Here is a 17,869-nt window from a genome sequence, read left to right as displayed (position 1 = left end):
AGGTCAGAATCAATTTTTTCATGTTTTCATGAAAAAATTGGTTCTTTCTTTTACGATTTTTTTGATAGAATAGACAGAAGCTTTTATACATAAAAATATTTGCCAGATCGAAAGGAGAACGTTGATGGAAACACTTATCAAAAAAAATCTTGCTTTATTGCTTGGGGTGCTATGGATCTGCATCGCATTAAACTTCTTCCTTTTACCTCACAGCATTGCTTCTGCCGGCGTCGGGTCGATTGGCTACCTCATCGAAACTGGCTGGTCGATCAATCGCCATATCGTTGTCTGGGGTATAAATTTATTGATGCTGGCCCTTGCGTTTTTACTTTTGAAACGAGAGGTCTTTGTCAATACGGTTATCGGTAGTTTGGCATTTCCCGTTCTTCTAGCACTTTTACCAGAAATTATGCTGCTGCGCTTTTATTCCATCTCATTGATTTTAGGTAGTTTCTTCTTTAGCTTCGGCATCTTTTCGCTCTACAAAATTGGTGCGTCTAATGGCGGCGTGACGATTCCGCCACTAATTTTGGAAAAATACTATGGCATTCGCAGATCTAGTGGGGTTTTCTTAACCAATTTGATCATCATCTTATTGAACCTTCTGATCTTTTCTTGGCAAGAAGCACTTATTTCTGCCTTTTCAATCTACTTGATTGCCTTCTTCATGCGGCTCTTCATGAGAATCGAACAAAAAATGCAGGCCAAGAAATCTGTGAAAGTCCAAGGAACAGCAAAATAGAGTAACATTTCAGAAGCAAAACATCGGTGCAAAAAATCTGCACCGATGTTTTTTAATATTTTCTTTTTCTTAGAACAGCTATGGAACCAGTCAAACAAGCGATGATCAAAAAGCAAGTTAACAACAGTGCTGGCAGCAGTTCCCCTAGTTTGATTTGGTCGGTTAAGTAGTTAGGAAATTGGCTGGAAAGGGAATATGGATTCCAGTTTGTTACTTGACTCCATAGGTTGCCTAACATGCCCATCAGATAACAGACGCCAATAAACAACAAACCTTGATAGATACTTTTAGCAAAGCTGGAACCTAGCAGCAGGATGCTGATTGCTAGTAAACCGAAAAGCCAATAGCTGACCAAAGCGCTAGGGACTTGAGCAGCGCTGGAATCATCGAAATAAATCATCGTATAAAAAGCACTGACACTGGCACTTAGGAGGTAACTCAAAGACCAAAGAATCATTAAATAGCAAGCTTTTGCTATGACGATCGTGGTTTTTGGTAAGCCTCTGGTGATCAGCTGAATAAAGGTACCCTGATTTATTTCGGCTGAGAGCGTATCGGTAAAAAGAATCACGAATACTAGCAGGCCAATCGTGCCGATGTTGCTGTAAAACTGAAGCCACGCATCGATCGATGTCGGATCAGCAATTGTGATTTCAATCGATTCCGGCATCATACTGGCCATCAGATCTGGCATGATTTTGGCAGTAAAGGGAGAAAGCATACCAATCAGGGCAAACAGGATCAAGCAAATCAGTAGTTTTTTGCTGCGAAGACCGCCGAGAAACTCTTTCTTTAAGAAAACAAGAAACGCATTCATTTGATCACCTCCAAATAAATCGACTCTAACGATGGTTCGATTCTTTGAAAGGATTCTGGGACAATGTGTTGTTCGTTCAGCAATTGTAGCAGCTGTGAACCGATATTGGTTCCAGTTTGTTCATCGATCAGTAATTGATTGTTCTTTCTTTTCGCCGAAATACCGTGGATTGCTAACACTTTGGCAAATTTTAAATGGTCACCTTCGTCGGTAAAGACAATCCCAAAGACGGTTTTTCGATAACGGTTTTTCAAGGAATCCATCGTTTCGAACGCACGGATCTGACCTTTGTGCAAAATCGCAATATAATCTGACAACTGTTCGACATCTGCGAGAATATGAGAGGAAAAAAGCACTGTCGTTTCTTCTTTGATTTTTTCCAATACATCAAGAAATGCTTTGCGTCCTAGAGGGTCTAGTGCGGATGTTGGTTCATCACAAATCAAGATGGCGGGGCGGTTGATCAGAGCTTGGGCTAACCCTAGACGTTGCTTCATGCCGCGAGAAAAGCCAGCGATTTTTTGTTTCGAAGCTTCCAGGCCTACCAACTCTAAGACTTCCATCACTCGCTGAGGCTGAAAAGATTCTTTATTTGGCTGAATTTTTCCGCAGAAAGTCAAATATTCTACAGCTGTCATAAAAGAGTAAAACTGCGGCACATCTGGCAAATAGCCGATCCAGCGATTGGTCTTGGTTGAGCCAAATTGTACTGGTTCGCCACAGACAGTGATTTCGCCTTCATCAATAGGGAGTAACCCTAAAATCGCTTTCATGGTGGTTGTTTTGCCGGCGCCGTTTTCCCCTACAAATCCCACGACACTCCCTTTGGGGACCGAAAAGGATAGGTCTTGTAGCACTTGTTTGTGCCCAAAACGTTTGGATAAGTGATTGATCTCGATCATCTTCATTGTTGATCCCCTTTTCCAAAAGCAAAATAAAGGATAGGACCGATCAGGCTAACAAAACAGGCGATGAAGAGCCAAAGAATACGAGAGCCAAACTTAAATTGTTCTTGTTTTAAAATATCTCGAACTGCCAAAACGATCAAGATCAATTGCAAAAGAATCAGAGGGATCAGTATGGGCAAATAATCAGATATATTTTCTGGTACGTTTAGTGAAAAACTATTCATGTGAGTCACTCCTTTGCGAATTAGATACTTGTTCAGCCAGATTGCTCAAGCGCTGAAACAACTCTTTAAATGGGGGTTTTTCTTGATACGGTTCAAACAAGGGTGTCAGCTGTGCTATTGCAAGAAATTGTTTTTTGACACTACCTGAGTTACGCGGGATCTGACTCCCTAATTCTAATTCACTGATCCACTCATCGATGCTGTTGAAATAATCATCTCCTTTCAAAACGATTTCCTCTGGAGTAGCTTCTAATGTTTTGACATACAGCGTTAATGCTTGTAACAATAAGCTTTCTTTTCCTAAAGCAGCAAACGAAACCATCCCAGCGGCTAGAAAATTCAGTAAAGAGAGGGGATGCAATTCGGCCAGTTGGAAGCTCTCGCTGAGTGCCAGTCCACGTGCATAGGTTTTTTCCAGTTGCTCCTCGTCTTGTGTGAGCATTGCTAAATAATTCGTTAGCAAACTCATAAAAATAATTAAGTACTGGTAAATCGCACTTTGCGTAACGATCTCAGCTTGTTGCAACTGATTTTTTTGCTGAAATGCTGCGGCAATCAACGGTTCGCTAGGTAAAAAAGAGAGAGTTTTCGTGCCAAGGATCGCCAAGACTTCTTCTGGCTTGTTTCTCATCAGAAGACAATAAGCATCGATCTGTTTCGCTTGTTGTGCCAGCTCACTGTCTCCTTGGTCCATGATCCGTTGGTACAGGGTTTCTGCTTCCTTCAAATAGGTATTTTTCTTTGCTTCCATCAAAGCGTCTTCGTAAGTTTGCCCTTTCGGGACGCCTTCTACGGGGACATCCGGCAACAGATCCCAATGATTCAAGTAAAAGGACCCCATTTGTAATAAGAATGGATAACAAGAGTAATAGCGTTTGGTAAAACTTTGAGCAAGAGCGAGAACTTCCGTTGGTGTTTTTGTTTGGAAGGCGTCTTTTAGTAATTGGTAGATTCGCTGGATCTCTTTAGGTGATAGCTGCGAATCTAAAATCAACAATTCATCGACGCTGCAATCAAAATACGCCGCTAATAAGGGCAGTGAAGTGATATCTGGATACGTCTGTCCCGTTTCCCATTTTGAAACGGATGCTTTTGACACGTTCATAAATGCTGCTAATTCTTGCTGCGTAACGCCTCTGTGTTTTCTTCTCCGGGCGATTTCCTCGCCAATTGGTAAGTCCATAGTACACCTCCGATAGGTTTGTTTGATATACTTCTATCATAAGAGGAGAAGGGATAACTTACAATGGATTACTAGTTAACTTTTGGTTGATTTGATTAACCATAGGTTGATTATTAACGTAGGTGCCCCCATCTCTGGCAAAGAGATGATCTAGAAGGAGAGGCAGAATGATGAAAATTGTAGCAGTGATTGATTCCTTCAAAGGAAGCGCCACTTCCGCAGAATTAAATCAAGCGGTCTTAAGCGGGTTTTCAGACCAGTGGGAAAAATGTAGTATTCCCATCGCTGATGGGGGAGAAGGCTCGATGGCAGCAGTTTTTGCTGCGTTTGGAGGCAATTACGAAACGGTTCCAGTGACCGACCCATTAGGTGGTAAGTTGCAAGCCCGTATGTTGGTCACAAAAATCAATGAAGAAAAAATCGCTTTGATTGAATCTGCGGAAGTGATCGGATTGCAACTCGTGGAACCTAGTGACGAGACCACCCGCAATAGCTCTTCTTTTGGTTTAGGCCAAATGGTCTTAGCAGCTTGCAGACAAGGAGTGAAAAAAATTTACCTGACCCTTGGCGGTAGCGGCACTTCTGATGGGGGCGTAGGCTTTTTACTTGCGTTAGGAGCAACCATTCAAAGAAACGTGCGAATGGAAAACAATCCTTTGCTACAGGCAGAATCTCTGGAGCTCAGCCAGTTGAACCCTCTGCTTGCACAAATTGACCTGTTTGCTTTAGCCGATGTAACAAATCCTTATTCAGGTGAACAAGGATTTGCGTCAGTTTTTGGTTCACAGAAAGGGGCAACCAAAGAAACGATCCAGCAGTTGGATCAACAAGCAAAGCGTTTGGCTGAACACATCAAGCGGACCACGGGGATCGATTTGGAAGTCCCTGGTGCTGGTGCAGCTGGGGGCCTTGGTGGTGCGGTTTATTTGGCAGGTGGTCAGTTGGTTCCGGGATTTTCGACGATTGCTTCCTTGATTGGATTTGAGGAAAAAATCAAAGGAGCAGACTTATTGATCACCGGTGAAGGTCGTATCGATGGCCAAACAGCTAGGGGGAAAGTACCCTATGGTGTCGCTTTGATCGCTCAAAAACGCCAACTCCCAATTGTTGCAATCTGTGGCTCCCGAACCGAACGTCTCGGTGAACTGTCGCAATTGCTTCCAACAGTCTTCAGTATCCAACAAGGACCAGTTTCCTTGGCAGAAGCGATGGAAAAAAAGCGAACCTTGATTAATGCTCAACAGATTGCTCAAGCCATCGCCGGCTTTGTGGAGCAGTGGCAAAAAAAGACCGGATCAGCTCCTTCAGAAGTCACTGATTTTCCAACCAAATAAGAAGCAAACACCAAAAAACTTCGTAGGGAAGGCAATCGCCAGTACGAAGTTTTTTGGTGTTGCGCCTTTTTAAGCCAAGGTGGCTTGTGCTTCAATCTCCACTTTAAATTCAGGGGCAACCAAGCCGGCAACGATGACGAGACTCATGGCCGGTTTGTTTTCTGCCAAAATGGTTGTGAATGCCGTACGGACAGCAGCTAAGTAAGCAGCATCCGTTAAAAAGACGGTCATTTTGACCACTGATGACCAAGACAGTTGATTGGCTGATAAATGCTCTTCGATTTTCTTCAAAACGATGGCTGTTTGCTCTTGCGGGTCCTCAGGTGTGGCCCCGTCTTGTGACGGCGTTTGACCAGAAATGAAAAGAAAAGGTCCTTGCGCGATTTTTGTATCGGTATAGATTGCCATTAATTTGGCTCCTTTCTTCTATCTTACCTTTGGATGATGGGGACAGATAGCAATTGATTGGGTGTGTCTTAGTTTACTTGATTACACCTGCAAAAACAATCAACAAACGTTTTCTGTTGGTTTTGTGAAACCACGGGACGAAGCCGCCCTTCCCCTTTAATAAAAACACTCATTTTTTTCAGGCTCCACTGAAATTATCGCCAGAATTTTATGGTTTTAATGTCTTATACTATGTTCAGATCAAATAAATAAACAAGGAGGAAAAAAATATGAATTGGTACAAAAACACAACAGAAGAACTATTACATACGTTGCAAACAACACGGCAGGGCCTTTCCTCCGAAGAACGCAACCAGCGTTTAGCAAAGCAAGGTGAAAATAAAATTACTGAGGCTGCGCAGATCCCTACATGGAAGAAAGTCGGCAAGCATTTTACAGACTTACTGATGTTGGTCTTAATCGTCGCAGCCGTTTTAAAAGGGGTTTCGGGTGATTATATCGAAAGCGGCATTATTATGGCGGTCGTCGTCATCAATGGATTAGTCGGCTACTGGCAAGAGCGTAAAGCCCAAGAGTCACTGGATGGGTTGAAGCAATTCATGGGGCAAGAAGCAACAATTTATGTTCATGGCCGCAAGAAGAAAATTGCTGTTTCTTCCTTAGTAAACGGAGATTTAGTCGTTTTAGGACCAGGAGATGTCGTACCAGCAGATATGCGCTTGATCGAAACCCATGATCTTGTGATTGAAGAGTCTATCTTAACCGGCGAATCTGAGCCAGTTCAAAAAATGACTGAACCCATTACTCAAGAAAGTACGATTGGTGACCAGCGGAACATGGCGTTTTCTGGTACCCATGTAGAAAGCGGAACTGCCAGCGGGATCGTCGTTGAAACAGGAGACGATACACAAATCGGCCAGATCAATCAAGCAATTCAGTCTGTGAAAGCGCAAGAAACCCCGTTGATCAAAAAAATGAAGCAATTGAATCACCAAATCTTTAAAGGCATTATCGGATTAGTGATTTTCTTGATCTTCTTTACTACCTTCCGCTACGGCTTTGATCTTGATCTCTTGTTCTCATCAGGTATCGCATTAGTTGTAGCAATGATTCCTGAGGGCTTGCCAGCCGTGCTGACCATGATTTTATCGATGGGTGTCAAGGAAATGTCTGAGGAGCAAGCAATCATCAAAACGATGCCATCAGTGGAGACACTAGGTGCCATGACGGTGATTTGTTCAGACAAAACAGGAACCTTGACCAAAAATGAAATGACGGTCGTCGATGTCTTAGTTGAGTCAAACGTGGATAAAGCAACGGTGCTTGATATCATGGCAAATTGTCAAGATTTGAAGCAAGACGAAGGACAAAAGGCGGCTGAACTCGTTGGAAACCCAACCGAAAAAGCCTTGTTACAATACGCAGAATTAGCGCAGCAACCATTGCGTAAAACAGTCGATAAAATTCCTTTTAGTTCCTCTTACAAGTACATGGCAACACGCCATCAAAATCAAGAAGAGCCGAATGACTCGGTAGTGTTTGTCAAGGGTGCGCCCGAAGTGTTGCTTGAGAAAAGCCAACTGACTTCAGATCAAAAGCAATGGTGGTTAGATGAAAGTGCAAAATTAGCAGCGAAAGGGCAGCGACTGATCGGCTTTGCGCATCTGACGCTGTCGGCACAGGAGTCCTTGTCCCACGAAGCACTCATCAATTTAACCTTTGTTGGGATCGCTGGCATCATTGATCCTCCGAAAGACAGTGCCATCAAAGCGGTAAAAGAGTGCTTGCAAGCGGGCATCCAAGTCAAAATGATCACAGGAGATCATGGCAAGACCGCTCAAGCTATCGGCAAGCAAATTGGATTGAAGCACACGAATCACGTGTTGGAAGGGCTGGAAATCGATCTGCTGTCTGAGGAGGAGTTGCAGCAAGCAGTCCAAAAGACAGATATCTTTGCTCGAACGACCCCAGAGCATAAATTACGGATCGTTAGTGCTTTGCAGGCGAATGAAGAGATTGTCGGAATGACCGGCGATGGTGTAAACGATGCACCAGCGCTGAAAAAAGCCGACATTGGGATCGCTATGGGGATCAAAGGCAGTGAAGTAACCAAGCAAGCAGCCGATATGGTTTTGGCAGACGATAATTTTCATACGATCGCCAATGCCGTCCGAGTGGGTCGACGGATCTACGATAATTTGAAGAAAACCATCAACTTCTTCTTACCAACGGCTGTTGCACAAGGATTGATCGTTATTGCGGCACTCTTGTTGAACCGACCACTGCCACTGACACCTGTACAAATTTTATGGGTAAATATGGTGACAACCATCACGCTTTCTTACGCACTCGGTTTTGAGAAGGCAAGTGCGGATGTCATGAATCGACCACCACGGCCAATCAAAGAAGGTATCTTATCTTGGTACAGTCTGTTCCGCATCTTCTATGTCTCGCTGTTAATCATGATTCCTTCCTACGTCTTAGCGATTCAGTTTGAAGGAACGGTCCTTCAACAAAGCATGCTACTGCAAAGTATCGTCTTTGCCCAAGCGGTCTACTTGTTAAACTGTCGGGAGCTGGTCAAGCCAGCCTTGAATCGCCAACTGTTTGCCAACCGAGCGCTATTAGTTTCTCTTTCACTGCTGATCGTATTACAGGCAGCGATTTTCCTAACCCCTCTAGGACACCAGCTTTTAGGGATCGGTTCTTTGACCTGGATGCAGCAGTTGAGTATCGCTGCTAACGGCGCACTCCTTTTCGCAGTCGTTGAGGGTGAGAAATTTATTACGAATAAGCTGCAAGGACGGCAAAAAGCCGCTCCAGTGAAGCAGTAGCGGCAGCTTGATGATTCTAGCGATAGCTTAAATAATAGGTTTGGATGAGCTCAGTCACTTGATTGAGCTCATTTTTCGTTGGTACCATCGATAAGTAAAAAACTGGAACAGATACTTCCTCTAAAGGGAAATTTGAGAGAATAAAATCAACCTCGATTTCCGCCAACGCTTCTAGTTGACCAGGCTCGATCGCCGATAAAAGGATGCGGGCACCGAGGAAGTCATTCAATTCTTGCAGGAGATAAGCTTTCCAGGCAGGCTCACCTTGGAAAACAAAATACCCTTTTGCGCGAATGGGATTGATCTGTAAAATCGCTTGTTGGATCAGTAATGTGGTGGTTGACCATAATGGAAAACTCATTTCCGATTGACTGGCTGTTTGCTCTTCTAAAAAGTCATGGATCGTCGCTTCGATCGATAGCGAATAGGGTTGATTTAACCGTTGGATCTCGTGAAATTCGAGCCCGAACAGTTCTGAGAGCTTGGCTGACTCTTGCGATTTGATCAAAAGCAACAGTAGATTCTCAATCAGATGTGTATCACTAGCTAAAGACAACTGCAACAAGCGGTCTAGTTTTCCAACAAAATGGGTCGTTTTCTGATAAATAGTTTTGTAGGATTCAAGGGTTGCTTGGATCGTTGCGGACCAGTCGTTATTGTAGTTCCAACTTTCTAAGAAGCAGTAGAAGCTAAAGAAGTGTTCGCTGCGTTCTAAATAAACGCCTTCTTTTTGATACAGCTGGCTTAATGGCTGTTGGAAAAGGCTATAAAGGGGATCGTTCCCCTGAAACTCAAAGGAATCGATACGGCAATTTGCTTTGATGCGAATCGTATTGATAAAAAACCAGCAGGTACCGTAGATTTGTTCCACTTCGATCTGCAACTTGGCTTTTGCTAAGCGATCCAAGAAATGATAATAGTGGGACTCATGAATCGTATATTCCTCAAAAAAGTAATTGTTATGGGTGTATGGCAGTAACAGGCGATGAAAAAAAACACGGATGTTGATCTCACTTCCTTCAAAGCGGATCATGCGATTGGTGATCCGAATCCGCAACGAAAAATCAGTGAGACTTTTGTTTAATTTTGTCACATGTCGTCGCAAGGTCTCATAGGATGTCCCTGTTTGGCTAAGAATATCTTGCGTACGGAGTTCGCTGGAAAAAAGCAATGCTTTCATCAAAGAAACACCGATCGATTGAGGGAAAAACGTTTCCCAGAGCTGACTCATCAACAATGGCCCATCATGGGTCAGAGCAAAGCCACTACTGGCAGCTTCGATCTGCCAACCATCAGGCAATTGTTGGCGAATATAGGTTAGATCGGAAAAAACGGTTCGCTCCGTCGTATCGATCAATTTTGCTAGTTGCTTGGCAGTGATCATTTTGTGATTCGCCAGTTGTTCCAAGAGAAGGATCTGACGTAATAAATCCTTCTCCGTAATGATTTTTTTCATCATCCCATCCATGACAAAAACTTCCTTTCCGAGTCTTGAAGGTCAAAATAGTCACATTGACTGTTTTGATGAAAGACAACTCTTTCGTGTTCTTTTTGATTTTATACGAAAAAGGCAAGTTTTGCTATTTCCAATTCACTGGATGATGTTTTTTTTATTAAAAAAGATGGGATCGGCAACCTTCTGAGTAACTGTCTAAAGGAATGCGTTTGTTTTATGTGTTTTAACGGTTAGAGGTCTATCATGTGTTCGTATTTCTTCATACGCAAATACATAGAATAACTTTCTTTCGACAATTTTATTTTTGAGGAAAAAAGACTCTTTTTGCGAGAGGCGTAGAGTTTTCGATGGAGCGCAGAATTGATGATCCATTCAATTTCTGCTTGTTCTTCCTCGGATAATTCGACTTTTTTCTCATTGGATTGAATGAGAGAGTAAGTAAATTCTAAGCAACTCATTTTATAAATAAAGGTGGAAAAATATAATTTGTCTATGTGCATTTAATCACCCTTTCTTACATTCGGTTCAATCATATAGAAGAATATTTCAAATAACAATTCTGTTTTTTCATGATGTTATGAAAATTTTGGGAAAATGTCGATTTTTTGTCAAAATTATAGCAAAGTTTTCACTCTTTGATCTTCACGTAAGGGTTATAAAAAAACGAATATTATTTAAATGGAGTAGCAGCTATAATTAAGTACGCTGAAAGAAGTGAAGGAGATTTTTATCCTAAAGAATGTCTTTTTATTTTGTTTAAGGCAACCCATTGCAGGTTGTTTTCTTGTATTGTCAAAAGGAGACAAAAAAAGAAAATTTGCTTTTTTCTGTTGACAGAACAGTAAAAGCCACGTAATATAGCTACCAATAACTAGTAAAGACCAAACAAAAGAGAAGTATGAGGACGTTCGTCTTGCAGAGAGCTGATGGTGGTGTAAATCAGCAGATTGACGCTTCAGAAATGGACTTTTGTGTCGAAAGGCTGAAATCAGTAGGCTTTTTTCGGGATCTCCCGTTACAGAGAACGATCGTTGATAGACGATCTAGAGAACCAATTGAGGTGGCACCGTGAGTAATCGCCCTCATGCAGACGAGTTTGTTTGCATGAGGGCTTTTTTGTTTTTCTTGCCCTTCAACCAATAAAAAAAATAAACGTAAAATCAAACTAAGAGAAGTACTTGAGTCTTTTTTGGTTACAGAAAGTCGGCGGTGATGAGAGTCCGATACCAAAAAATCAAGGAAATGGCCTTAGCCGATCATTTTTTGAACCCTTTTTTGGCAGTAGGAAAATGCGGGAACTCCCGTTATAGAGGAAGACCGTTGTTAGACGGTTGATAGAGAAGAAGTTGTTTTTTTAGGCAACTTTCAATTGAGGTGGTACCGCGGTCATTCGCCCTCAAGCAGACGTTTTTATGATGTTTGCTTGAGGGCTTTTTGTTTACAAAGAAAGGAGCAGCTTATGTATCGAATGGAACGAATCAACAGCGATTGTTTGACACCTGTCTCAGTGTTTTTACGGATTCAAGGGGCGCATAAATGTTTACTGGAAAGTATTCCCAGAGAAGAAGATACGGGACGCTATTCGATCCTCACTTTTGATCCTGTTCAGAAACTGACCTTTAAGGATGGTGTTTTTCAAGTAGAGGATCTTTTGGAAAAAACGGTCAACAAGTACCCGTGTCAGGATCCTTTAAAAGAAATGGAAGGGTATGTAGTCAAAAAGGAAATTAGCGCTTTACCGAATCTACCGCTGCAAAGTGGGGCGATCGGGTATGCGGGCTATGATATCGCAGCTTGCTATGAAGATATTGGACAACTGCCCGCAGATGAATTGCAGGTGCCTGATATGGCCTTTTGGCTTTTTGAAACTTTTCTCGTTCTGGACCATCAAAAGGAAACCTTGACGATCATCCTTGAAAATTGCTACAGCCAAAGGGGGACCACCGAGATGGAGCAGGTACTCCAAGCGGTGCAGCAGCAATTAAGGACACCGGTCGCAGCTGAGACCCGTGGGTTATCGAATGAAAAGCTGCATTTTACAAGTAATGTTACCCAACATGCCTATGAAACGATCGTTCGTGAGGCAAAAGCCCGAATTACGGCAGGGGATATGTTTCAAGTGGTTCCTTCCCAACGTCTGCAAGCAGCATTTACACAAGATCCTTTTGACTATTACCGAAAACTGCGAGTGACGAATCCGTCTGCCTACCTCTATTATCTTGATTTCGATCACGGATTCAAAGTGATCGGCAGTTCACCTGAAAGCTTGATTCGGGTTCAAGGAACAACGATCACCACAAATCCAATCGCTGGTACCCGCAAACGAGGGGCAACCAAAGCAGAAGACGAAGCTTTGGCGGCGGAATTATTAGCAGATGAAAAAGAACGTGCAGAGCACCAAATGCTGATCGATCTGGGGCGCAATGATTTGGGACGAATCGCTGAACATGGCACGGTTCATGTTCCTTTATACATGGTGATCGAGAAATACCGCTATGTCATGCATATCGTTTCGGTAGTGGCTGCCAAGCGCAGAGCAGGTGTGACGGCAATGGATGCCTTGAAAGCAACCCTGCCAGCAGGCACGGTCAGCGGGGCACCAAAGATTCGTGCCATGACTCGCATCTATCAGTGGGAAGCTGTTCGAAGAGGTGTCTATGCTGGTGCAGTTGGTTATTTTTCACGAAATGATCAAGCGGATTTTGCCATCGGGATTCGGACATTGGTATTGAAAGACGAGATCGCTTATGTCCAAGCAGGGGCGGGGATCGTTTATGATTCTGATCCCTCATCTGAATACCAAGAGACATTACACAAAGCCAAAGCACTATTGGAGGTGTCAGCCAATGATTTTACTAGTCGATAATTATGATTCCTTTACGTATAACTTAGTCCAGCAATGTCCAGCGGATACGATCGTCTTGCGAAATGACGATCCAGAGCTTTTTATTGTTGCTAAAGAAGCAGATGCCATCATTTTTTCCCCGGGACCAGGCCGTCCCGAAGAGGCAGGATTCATGATTTCTTTGATCAAAACATACCATGATAGCAAGCCGCTTTTAGGCATCTGCTTAGGTCATCAAGCCATTGGTGAAGCGTTTGGTGCCAAAGTGGTCCAAGCACCAGCTATTATGCACGGCAAGCAATCGACCCTTACGTATCAGAAAAAAGGCGTATTCGAAACCTACCTAGGAGACATGACTGTCATGCGCTATCACTCGCTTGTCATTGAGCCAGCGACACTTTCAGCGGAATTTGAGGTGTTGGCTGAAACAGAAGGGATCATCATGGCGATTCAGCATCGCGAAAAACCAATCGTAGGACTCCAATTCCATCCAGAATCAATGGGAACAAACGAGGGGGCATTTTTCATAGAACAGTTTCTTAAACTCGTCTCGGATAATACAGAAAAAACACAAGATGAAAAAAGGAGGAATCTTTAATGCAAGCACTAAAAAAGCAGCCGCCGCAACAAATCACTCAGCAATTATTTAATGGCCGTCATTTAAGTTATCAGGAGATGCGTCACTTTGCTCAAGGAATTTTAAGCGGGGTGTTTTCAGAAAGTCAATTGGGCGCAGCATTAGTTGCGATGAAGATCAACGGCATCACAGCTGCCGAATTGACTGCTTTAGCAGAAATTATGTTAGAGCATGCCGTGACCATTCCTTATGAAGGAGGAGACACCATGGACAATTGCGGCACTGGTGGCGACCACGCCAATAGTTTTAATGTCTCCACTACGGCTGCCTTCGTTTTAGCAGCTGGGGGAATCACGATGGCAAAACACGGCAATCGCAGTATCTCTAGTCGTTCAGGCAGTGCCGATGTCTTAGCATGCTTGGGGGTGGCAATTCAAGCATCACCAGAAAAAATCGCCGATCTATTAGCGACAGTCGGCATCGCTTTTCTCTTCGCCCCGTCGTTGCATCCGGGCATGAAAGCAGTGATGAAAATACGGCGAGAATTAGCGACACCAACGATTTTTAATCTATTAGGCCCTTTAATCAATCCTGTTCCGTTGACTACGCAACTGATCGGTACTTACGCTGGCGAGAGCTTGGTAGACACCGCTCAGGCGTTAGGCAGTCTTGGTCGGCAACGAGCAATGGTGACCCATGGATGTAATGGGATGGATGAAGCCAATTTGGCAGGTGAAACGGCGATCAGTTTTTATCACGAAGGAAAGGTGAGGAATTTTTCTTTGGATCCGCAAGCGTATGGCTTTACGCCAGCACCGATCGAGGCGATCGTCGGCGGAGATGCGGCTCAAAACGCCGCGATCTTAACAGCAGTTTTGAAAAATCACCCTTCCGTTTATCTAGAGACAGTGGTCTTAAATGCAGGGTTAGGCTTTTATACCAACGGCAAAGCCGCCACCCTAGCGGAAGGCTTTGCGATGGCACGAGCGTGTATCGCTTCGGGCGCGGCCTACGACAAACTGCAGATGCTGATTCGTCAGTCAAATAGCCATTAACTACGAAAGCTGTAAGGAGGAGAATCATGGATTTTTTAGAAACGATCATCCAGAAAAAAGTTGAAGAAGTTGCCGCGATGCCACAAGAAATCGAAAAGGTCGTAACCAAGCGTCCATCATTTTATCAGCAAGTCAAGGACCGACCACAAAAAATGCACCTCATTGCTGAAATCAAGCGTACTTCACCCTCAAAAGGAGACATCAACCAAGGAATCGACCCAGTCACACAAGCGCAAGCTTATGAAGCCGCGGGTGTCAGCGGGATTTCCGTTTTGACCGACCAGCAGTTTTTTAAAGGCTCGCTGGCAGATCTTGAAGCAGTCAGTAATGCCGTTTCGGTGCCTATACTATGCAAAGACTTTATTATCGACAGAAAACAATTGATTCGCGCCAAGAATGCGGGTGCCAGTATTGTTTTATTGATCGTGGCCGCTTTAAAACCAGAACGCTTAGCCATACTTCATCAAGAGGCAATAGCACTAGGGTTGGAAGTACTCGTTGAGACTCATAATGCGGCTGAATTTCAACAAGCCCAAGCCTTAGGGGCCAAAATCATCGGCGTCAACAATCGTGACCTAAAAACCTTTGACGTTTCCTTGGATGTCAGTGTTGCTTTAGCACCTCAGCCGTCAGAGGCGGTTTACATCAGTGAATCTGGTATTCGAACTGCCTCCGATGTGCTGCAGCTTGCACCGTTTTATCATGGAGTCCTCGTTGGAGAAACGTTGATGAGAAGCAATCGAATTGCTGAAACAGCTGCAGATTTGCAGGTGAGCCGCCGATGACCAAAGTGAAAATTTGTGGACTCACCGAACGGCTGCATGTCGAAACTGCCATCAGTGCAGGAGCAGATTACCTTGGCTTTGTTTTTGCCGAAAGCCGTCGGAGAATCGATCCGACACAAGTCCGCAAGATAACGGAGCAAGTACCCCAAAATGTAGGGAAAGTCGGGGTTTTCGTTTCTCCAAGTTTTGAAGAAGTGCAAGCGGCAATTCAAGCCGCCCAGCTGACAGCGATTCAGCTCCATGGAAAGGTTCTGCCATCTTTGCAAACAGCCATCCAGACAGGCATTTTTGCGCATCAAAAGATCGCAGTGATCCAAGCCTTTGATGGAGAAGCAGAGACTTTAGAACAAGATTTCCTAAGCTGCGATGCAGATTTTGGGTTATTGGACGCTCCAGTAAGAGATCACCCTTATGCTGGCGGCAACGGCCAATCCTTTGATTGGCAAAAAGCGGCGAGAAAACCGTTACCGTTGTCTGAGCGATTTTTTATTGCTGGCGGTTTGCACGCGGAAAATGTAGAAGAGGCGATCCAACTTTTTAGGCCTTATGCTGTCGATGTTTCTTCAGGCGTTGAAACCCAGGGGAAGAAAGACAGTCGGAAAATCGAACAATTTATTTACTTAGTAAAGGAGAAGATAAAATGACCCAATACCCCACAGAAGCAGGTTTTTATGGTTCTTTTGGCGGGCAGTTTGTGCCAGAGACATTGATGTATGCAGTCAAGCAATTGGAAACTGTCTATCGTGAAGCACAAGCGGACGCAAGTTTTCAAGTAGAATTACAGGAATATTTGCAAGAGTATGTAGGAAGAGAGACCCCCCTTTATCATGCACAGCGCTTGTCACAACACTTAGGCGGTGCCAAAATTTATCTGAAGCGAGAAGATTTGAATCATACGGGCGCCCATAAAATCAATAATGCGCTAGGGCAAGTGTTATTAGCAAAGCGGATGGGGAAAAAGAAAGTGGTAGCGGAGACAGGTGCTGGACAGCATGGCGTCGCCACAGCGACTGCGGCCGCGTTGTTCGGTATGGAATGCACGATTTTTATGGGTGCGGTAGATGTTCAGCGGCAAGCACTAAACGTCTTTCGAATGGAATTGTTGGGAGCAAAAGTGGTTTCAGTCACTTCAGGCAATCAGACATTGAAAGATGCTGTCAATGAAGCGCTGCGTTACTGGGTCGCAACCGTCGAGGACACCCATTACGTGATGGGTTCCGTACTCGGTCCGCATCCTTTTCCAGAGATCGTTCGAGATTTTCAAAGTGTGATTGGCAGTGAGACACGACGGCAACTATTAGAAAAAGAAGGACGACTACCGACGACAGTCGTTGCTTGTGTTGGCGGCGGCAGCAATGCGATGGGAATGTTTTACCCTTTTATCGATGATCAGACCGTTCGTTTGATTGGCGTTGAAGCAGCTGGGAAAGGTGTGGATACTACTGAGCATGCGGCGACCTTGACGAAAGGCAGTATCGGTATTTTACATGGTACCAAAATGCATCTGCTGCAAGACGATGATGGGCAAGTGATCGAACCTTATTCGATTTCAGCTGGTTTGGATTATCCAGGGGTCGGTCCCGAGCATTCTTACTTGAAGGAGATTGAGCGAGCGGAGTATTTCGCTGTCACTGATGAAGAAGCCGTTGACGCCTTTTATCTCTTGTCTCAAATCGAAGGCATTATTCCTGCTTTGGAAAGTGCTCATGCCGTTGCCTATGCCCTAAAGCTAGCCCCAATCATGACACCCGAAGAACGCTTAGTGATCTGCTTGTCTGGGCGAGGGGACAAAGATGTTCAACAAATCAAAGACCGGAAAGGAGCAGCGAAATGACCAGCAAAACATTGACGATGAAACTAAAGGAGCGCCAAAAACAAGGCAAGCCACTATTTGTTCCTTATATTATGGCGGGTGCCAACGGACTGGAACGCCTGCCAGCAGAAATCGAACTGTTGACGACACATGGCGCAGCGGCCATTGAAATCGGCGTGCCCTTTTCAGACCCAGTCGCAGATGGAGCGGTCATCCAAGCAGCTGGAATGCAGGCATTAGCCAATGGGACCACTTTAAAAAAGATCATTGCTTTGCTGCAAACCATCCATTCCGAGGTTCCACTGGTATTGATGGGGTATGCCAATTCATTCTTTCATTATGGGATTGAACAGTTAGCAAATGAGTTAAAAGCGACAAATGTGAAAGGGTTGATTATTCCAGATTTACCTTTTGAACATCGATCACTAGTAACCCCTACTTTTGATGCGGCGGATCTCGCGCTGATCACACTGGTCTCTTTGACCAGTCCTCCAGACAGAATTCAGACGCTGATCGAAGACGCGGAAGGATTCGTTTATGCTGTGACAGTGAACGGTGTCACTGGAGAAGATCGCCAATACAACGAACAGCTGGATCAGCATTTGCAAGCCATTTCGGAAAAAAGTCCGATTCCAGTATTAGCTGGTTTCGGGGTCTCGACCCACGCAGATGTGCAGCGCTTTGCCAGTGTGTGTGAGGGGGTAGTGATCGGTTCAAAAATCGTAGCAGTGCTACAAAACGAGCCACTGCCTAAAGTCAGTGAGCTGTTAGCAGAACTCGTTGGTAAGCCATAGAAAACAATGTGAAGGAAAGAACCCGAATTGGGTTCTTTTTTTATGAGAAAACTAGTATTCGAGGTACTGATGGGCTGCTATGGAAAAAAGAACG

At 44.2% G+C, this 17,869-nt stretch carries 16 protein-coding genes and 2 other annotated features; of the genes, 10 read left to right on the top strand and 6 right to left on the bottom strand.

All coding sequences use genetic code 11. The annotated features are described in order from the left end of the window. The first annotated feature begins 124 nt into the window (after positions 1 to 124). Positions 125 to 742, top strand: coding sequence for a YitT family protein (locus tag IGI86_RS10165; protein ID WP_008378566.1), 618 nt, complete (start codon positions 125 to 127; stop codon positions 740 to 742). Positions 743 to 794: 52 nt separating this feature from the next. On the opposite strand, the gene IGI86_RS10160 is transcribed toward IGI86_RS10165, so the two are convergent. Genes IGI86_RS10160 through IGI86_RS10145 form a run of 4 tightly spaced genes read right to left on the bottom strand, consistent with a single transcriptional unit; the run spans position 795 to position 3,874 of the window. Then, the gene (locus tag IGI86_RS10160) at positions 795 to 1,559 is read right to left on the bottom strand and encodes an ABC transporter permease (protein ID WP_086332476.1); all 765 of its coding nucleotides are present in this window, start codon (positions 1,557 to 1,559) and stop codon (positions 795 to 797) included. Then, the gene (locus IGI86_RS10155) at positions 1,556 to 2,467 is read right to left on the bottom strand and encodes an ABC transporter ATP-binding protein (protein ID WP_008378547.1); all 912 of its coding nucleotides are present in this window, start codon (positions 2,465 to 2,467) and stop codon (positions 1,556 to 1,558) included. The genes IGI86_RS10160 and IGI86_RS10155 overlap by 4 nt, the downstream gene beginning before the upstream one ends. Beyond that, on the bottom strand, positions 2,464 to 2,691 hold the full coding sequence (locus tag IGI86_RS10150) for a PLD nuclease N-terminal domain-containing protein (protein ID WP_005235274.1): 228 nt from the start codon (positions 2,689 to 2,691) through the stop codon (positions 2,464 to 2,466). The genes IGI86_RS10155 and IGI86_RS10150 overlap by 4 nt, the downstream gene beginning before the upstream one ends. Further along, on the bottom strand, positions 2,684 to 3,874 hold the full coding sequence (locus IGI86_RS10145) for a helix-turn-helix domain-containing protein (protein WP_061054280.1): 1,191 nt from the start codon (positions 3,872 to 3,874) through the stop codon (positions 2,684 to 2,686). Before IGI86_RS10145 ends, IGI86_RS10150 begins: the two co-directional genes overlap by 8 nt. A gap of 167 nt (positions 3,875 to 4,041) precedes the next feature. Here IGI86_RS10145 and IGI86_RS10140 point away from each other — a divergent pair, with 167 nt between their 5' ends. Further along, positions 4,042 to 5,208 carry a glycerate kinase family protein gene (locus IGI86_RS10140; RefSeq protein WP_194188310.1) on the top strand — a complete coding sequence of 389 codons (1,167 nt, stop codon included), beginning with the start codon at positions 4,042 to 4,044 and terminating at the stop codon, positions 5,206 to 5,208. A gap of 69 nt (positions 5,209 to 5,277) precedes the next feature. Here the strand turns inward: IGI86_RS10140 and IGI86_RS10135 are convergent, their stop codons facing one another. After that, positions 5,278 to 5,616: a RidA family protein gene (locus tag IGI86_RS10135; protein ID WP_016613408.1), complete on the bottom strand. Its 339-nt coding sequence runs from the start codon at positions 5,614 to 5,616 to the stop codon at positions 5,278 to 5,280. A 269-nt stretch (positions 5,617 to 5,885) separates the two neighbouring features. On the opposite strand from IGI86_RS10135, the gene IGI86_RS10130 reads away from it, so the two are divergent. Beyond that, a complete protein-coding gene (locus tag IGI86_RS10130; protein ID WP_430617247.1) occupies positions 5,886 to 8,450 on the top strand; it encodes an HAD-IC family P-type ATPase in 2,565 nt (854 codons plus the stop codon). A gap of 16 nt (positions 8,451 to 8,466) precedes the next feature. Here the strand turns inward: IGI86_RS10130 and IGI86_RS10125 are convergent, their stop codons facing one another. Continuing rightward, complete coding sequence (locus IGI86_RS10125) at positions 8,467 to 9,918, bottom strand: helix-turn-helix domain-containing protein (RefSeq protein WP_430617246.1); 1,452 nt, start codon at positions 9,916 to 9,918, stop codon at positions 8,467 to 8,469. Positions 9,919 to 10,780: 862 nt separating this feature from the next. Next, positions 10,781 to 10,993, top strand: a binding site (T-box leader). 67 nt (positions 10,994 to 11,060) lie between these two features. After that, positions 11,061 to 11,307 (top strand) — a binding site (T-box leader). A 58-nt stretch (positions 11,308 to 11,365) separates the two neighbouring features. On the opposite strand from IGI86_RS10125, the gene trpE reads away from it, so the two are divergent. From trpE to trpA, 7 genes are read left to right on the top strand one after another with little or no spacing between them, the layout of a single operon-like run. Then, positions 11,366 to 12,772 (top strand): anthranilate synthase component I, encoded by a 1,407-nt coding sequence (trpE, locus tag IGI86_RS10120; protein ID WP_218192955.1) that lies wholly within the window; start codon positions 11,366 to 11,368, stop codon positions 12,770 to 12,772. Continuing rightward, positions 12,753 to 13,349 (top strand): aminodeoxychorismate/anthranilate synthase component II, encoded by a 597-nt coding sequence (locus IGI86_RS10115; protein WP_087663971.1) that lies wholly within the window; start codon positions 12,753 to 12,755, stop codon positions 13,347 to 13,349. The genes trpE and IGI86_RS10115 overlap by 20 nt, the downstream gene beginning before the upstream one ends. Beyond that, positions 13,349 to 14,383 (top strand): anthranilate phosphoribosyltransferase, encoded by a 1,035-nt coding sequence (trpD, locus tag IGI86_RS10110; RefSeq protein WP_430617245.1) that lies wholly within the window; start codon positions 13,349 to 13,351, stop codon positions 14,381 to 14,383. The genes IGI86_RS10115 and trpD overlap by 1 nt, the downstream gene beginning before the upstream one ends. A 26-nt stretch (positions 14,384 to 14,409) precedes the next feature. Continuing rightward, entirely contained in the window at positions 14,410 to 15,168 is a 759-nt protein-coding gene (gene trpC / locus IGI86_RS10105) for an indole-3-glycerol phosphate synthase TrpC (RefSeq protein WP_016613402.1), read from the top strand. Then, on the top strand, positions 15,165 to 15,812 hold the full coding sequence (locus tag IGI86_RS10100) for a phosphoribosylanthranilate isomerase (RefSeq protein WP_008378521.1): 648 nt from the start codon (positions 15,165 to 15,167) through the stop codon (positions 15,810 to 15,812). Before trpC ends, IGI86_RS10100 begins: the two co-directional genes overlap by 4 nt. Beyond that, the gene (trpB, locus tag IGI86_RS10095) at positions 15,809 to 17,002 is read left to right on the top strand and encodes a tryptophan synthase subunit beta (protein WP_016613400.1); all 1,194 of its coding nucleotides are present in this window, start codon (positions 15,809 to 15,811) and stop codon (positions 17,000 to 17,002) included. The genes IGI86_RS10100 and trpB overlap by 4 nt, the downstream gene beginning before the upstream one ends. Further along, on the top strand, positions 16,999 to 17,775 hold the full coding sequence (gene trpA / locus IGI86_RS10090) for a tryptophan synthase subunit alpha (protein ID WP_430617244.1): 777 nt from the start codon (positions 16,999 to 17,001) through the stop codon (positions 17,773 to 17,775). Before trpB ends, trpA begins: the two co-directional genes overlap by 4 nt. Positions 17,776 to 17,869 lie beyond the last annotated feature (94 nt).

Source organism: Enterococcus sp. AZ188 (assembly GCF_050544075.1).
In the GTDB taxonomy this organism is placed as follows: Bacteria; Bacillota; Bacilli; order Lactobacillales; family Enterococcaceae; genus Enterococcus_D; species Enterococcus_D entomosocium.
Note: the sequence above shows the minus strand (reverse complement) of the source record. Positions and strands in the feature narration are given on the sequence as shown.

What these genes read in the sequence shown, in the direction of transcription:
- IGI86_RS10140 (WP_194188310.1), top strand. Translation starts at nt 4,042, where the DNA reads ATGATGAAAATTGTAGCAGTGATTGATTCCTTCAAAGGAAGCGCCACT.
- IGI86_RS10130 (WP_430617247.1), top strand. Translation starts at nt 5,886, where the DNA reads ATGAATTGGTACAAAAACACAACAGAAGAACTATTACATACGTTGCAA.
- IGI86_RS10150 (WP_005235274.1), bottom strand. Translation starts at nt 2,691, where the DNA reads ATGAATAGTTTTTCACTAAACGTACCAGAAAATATATCTGATTATTTG.
- IGI86_RS10100 (WP_008378521.1), top strand. Translation starts at nt 15,165, where the DNA reads ATGACCAAAGTGAAAATTTGTGGACTCACCGAACGGCTGCATGTCGAA.
- IGI86_RS10155 (WP_008378547.1), bottom strand. Translation starts at nt 2,467, where the DNA reads ATGAAGATGATCGAGATCAATCACTTATCCAAACGTTTTGGGCACAAA.
- IGI86_RS10115 (WP_087663971.1), top strand. Translation starts at nt 12,753, where the DNA reads ATGATTTTACTAGTCGATAATTATGATTCCTTTACGTATAACTTAGTC.
- IGI86_RS10135 (WP_016613408.1), bottom strand. Translation starts at nt 5,616, where the DNA reads ATGGCAATCTATACCGATACAAAAATCGCGCAAGGACCTTTTCTTTTC.
- trpD (WP_430617245.1), top strand. Translation starts at nt 13,349, where the DNA reads ATGCAAGCACTAAAAAAGCAGCCGCCGCAACAAATCACTCAGCAATTA.
- IGI86_RS10145 (WP_061054280.1), bottom strand. Translation starts at nt 3,874, where the DNA reads ATGGACTTACCAATTGGCGAGGAAATCGCCCGGAGAAGAAAACACAGA.
- trpA (WP_430617244.1), top strand. Translation starts at nt 16,999, where the DNA reads ATGACCAGCAAAACATTGACGATGAAACTAAAGGAGCGCCAAAAACAA.
- trpB (WP_016613400.1), top strand. Translation starts at nt 15,809, where the DNA reads ATGACCCAATACCCCACAGAAGCAGGTTTTTATGGTTCTTTTGGCGGG.
- IGI86_RS10165 (WP_008378566.1), top strand. Translation starts at nt 125, where the DNA reads ATGGAAACACTTATCAAAAAAAATCTTGCTTTATTGCTTGGGGTGCTA.
- trpE (WP_218192955.1), top strand. Translation starts at nt 11,366, where the DNA reads ATGTATCGAATGGAACGAATCAACAGCGATTGTTTGACACCTGTCTCA.
- IGI86_RS10125 (WP_430617246.1), bottom strand. Translation starts at nt 9,918, where the DNA reads ATGGATGGGATGATGAAAAAAATCATTACGGAGAAGGATTTATTACGT.
- IGI86_RS10160 (WP_086332476.1), bottom strand. Translation starts at nt 1,559, where the DNA reads ATGAATGCGTTTCTTGTTTTCTTAAAGAAAGAGTTTCTCGGCGGTCTT.
- trpC (WP_016613402.1), top strand. Translation starts at nt 14,410, where the DNA reads ATGGATTTTTTAGAAACGATCATCCAGAAAAAAGTTGAAGAAGTTGCC.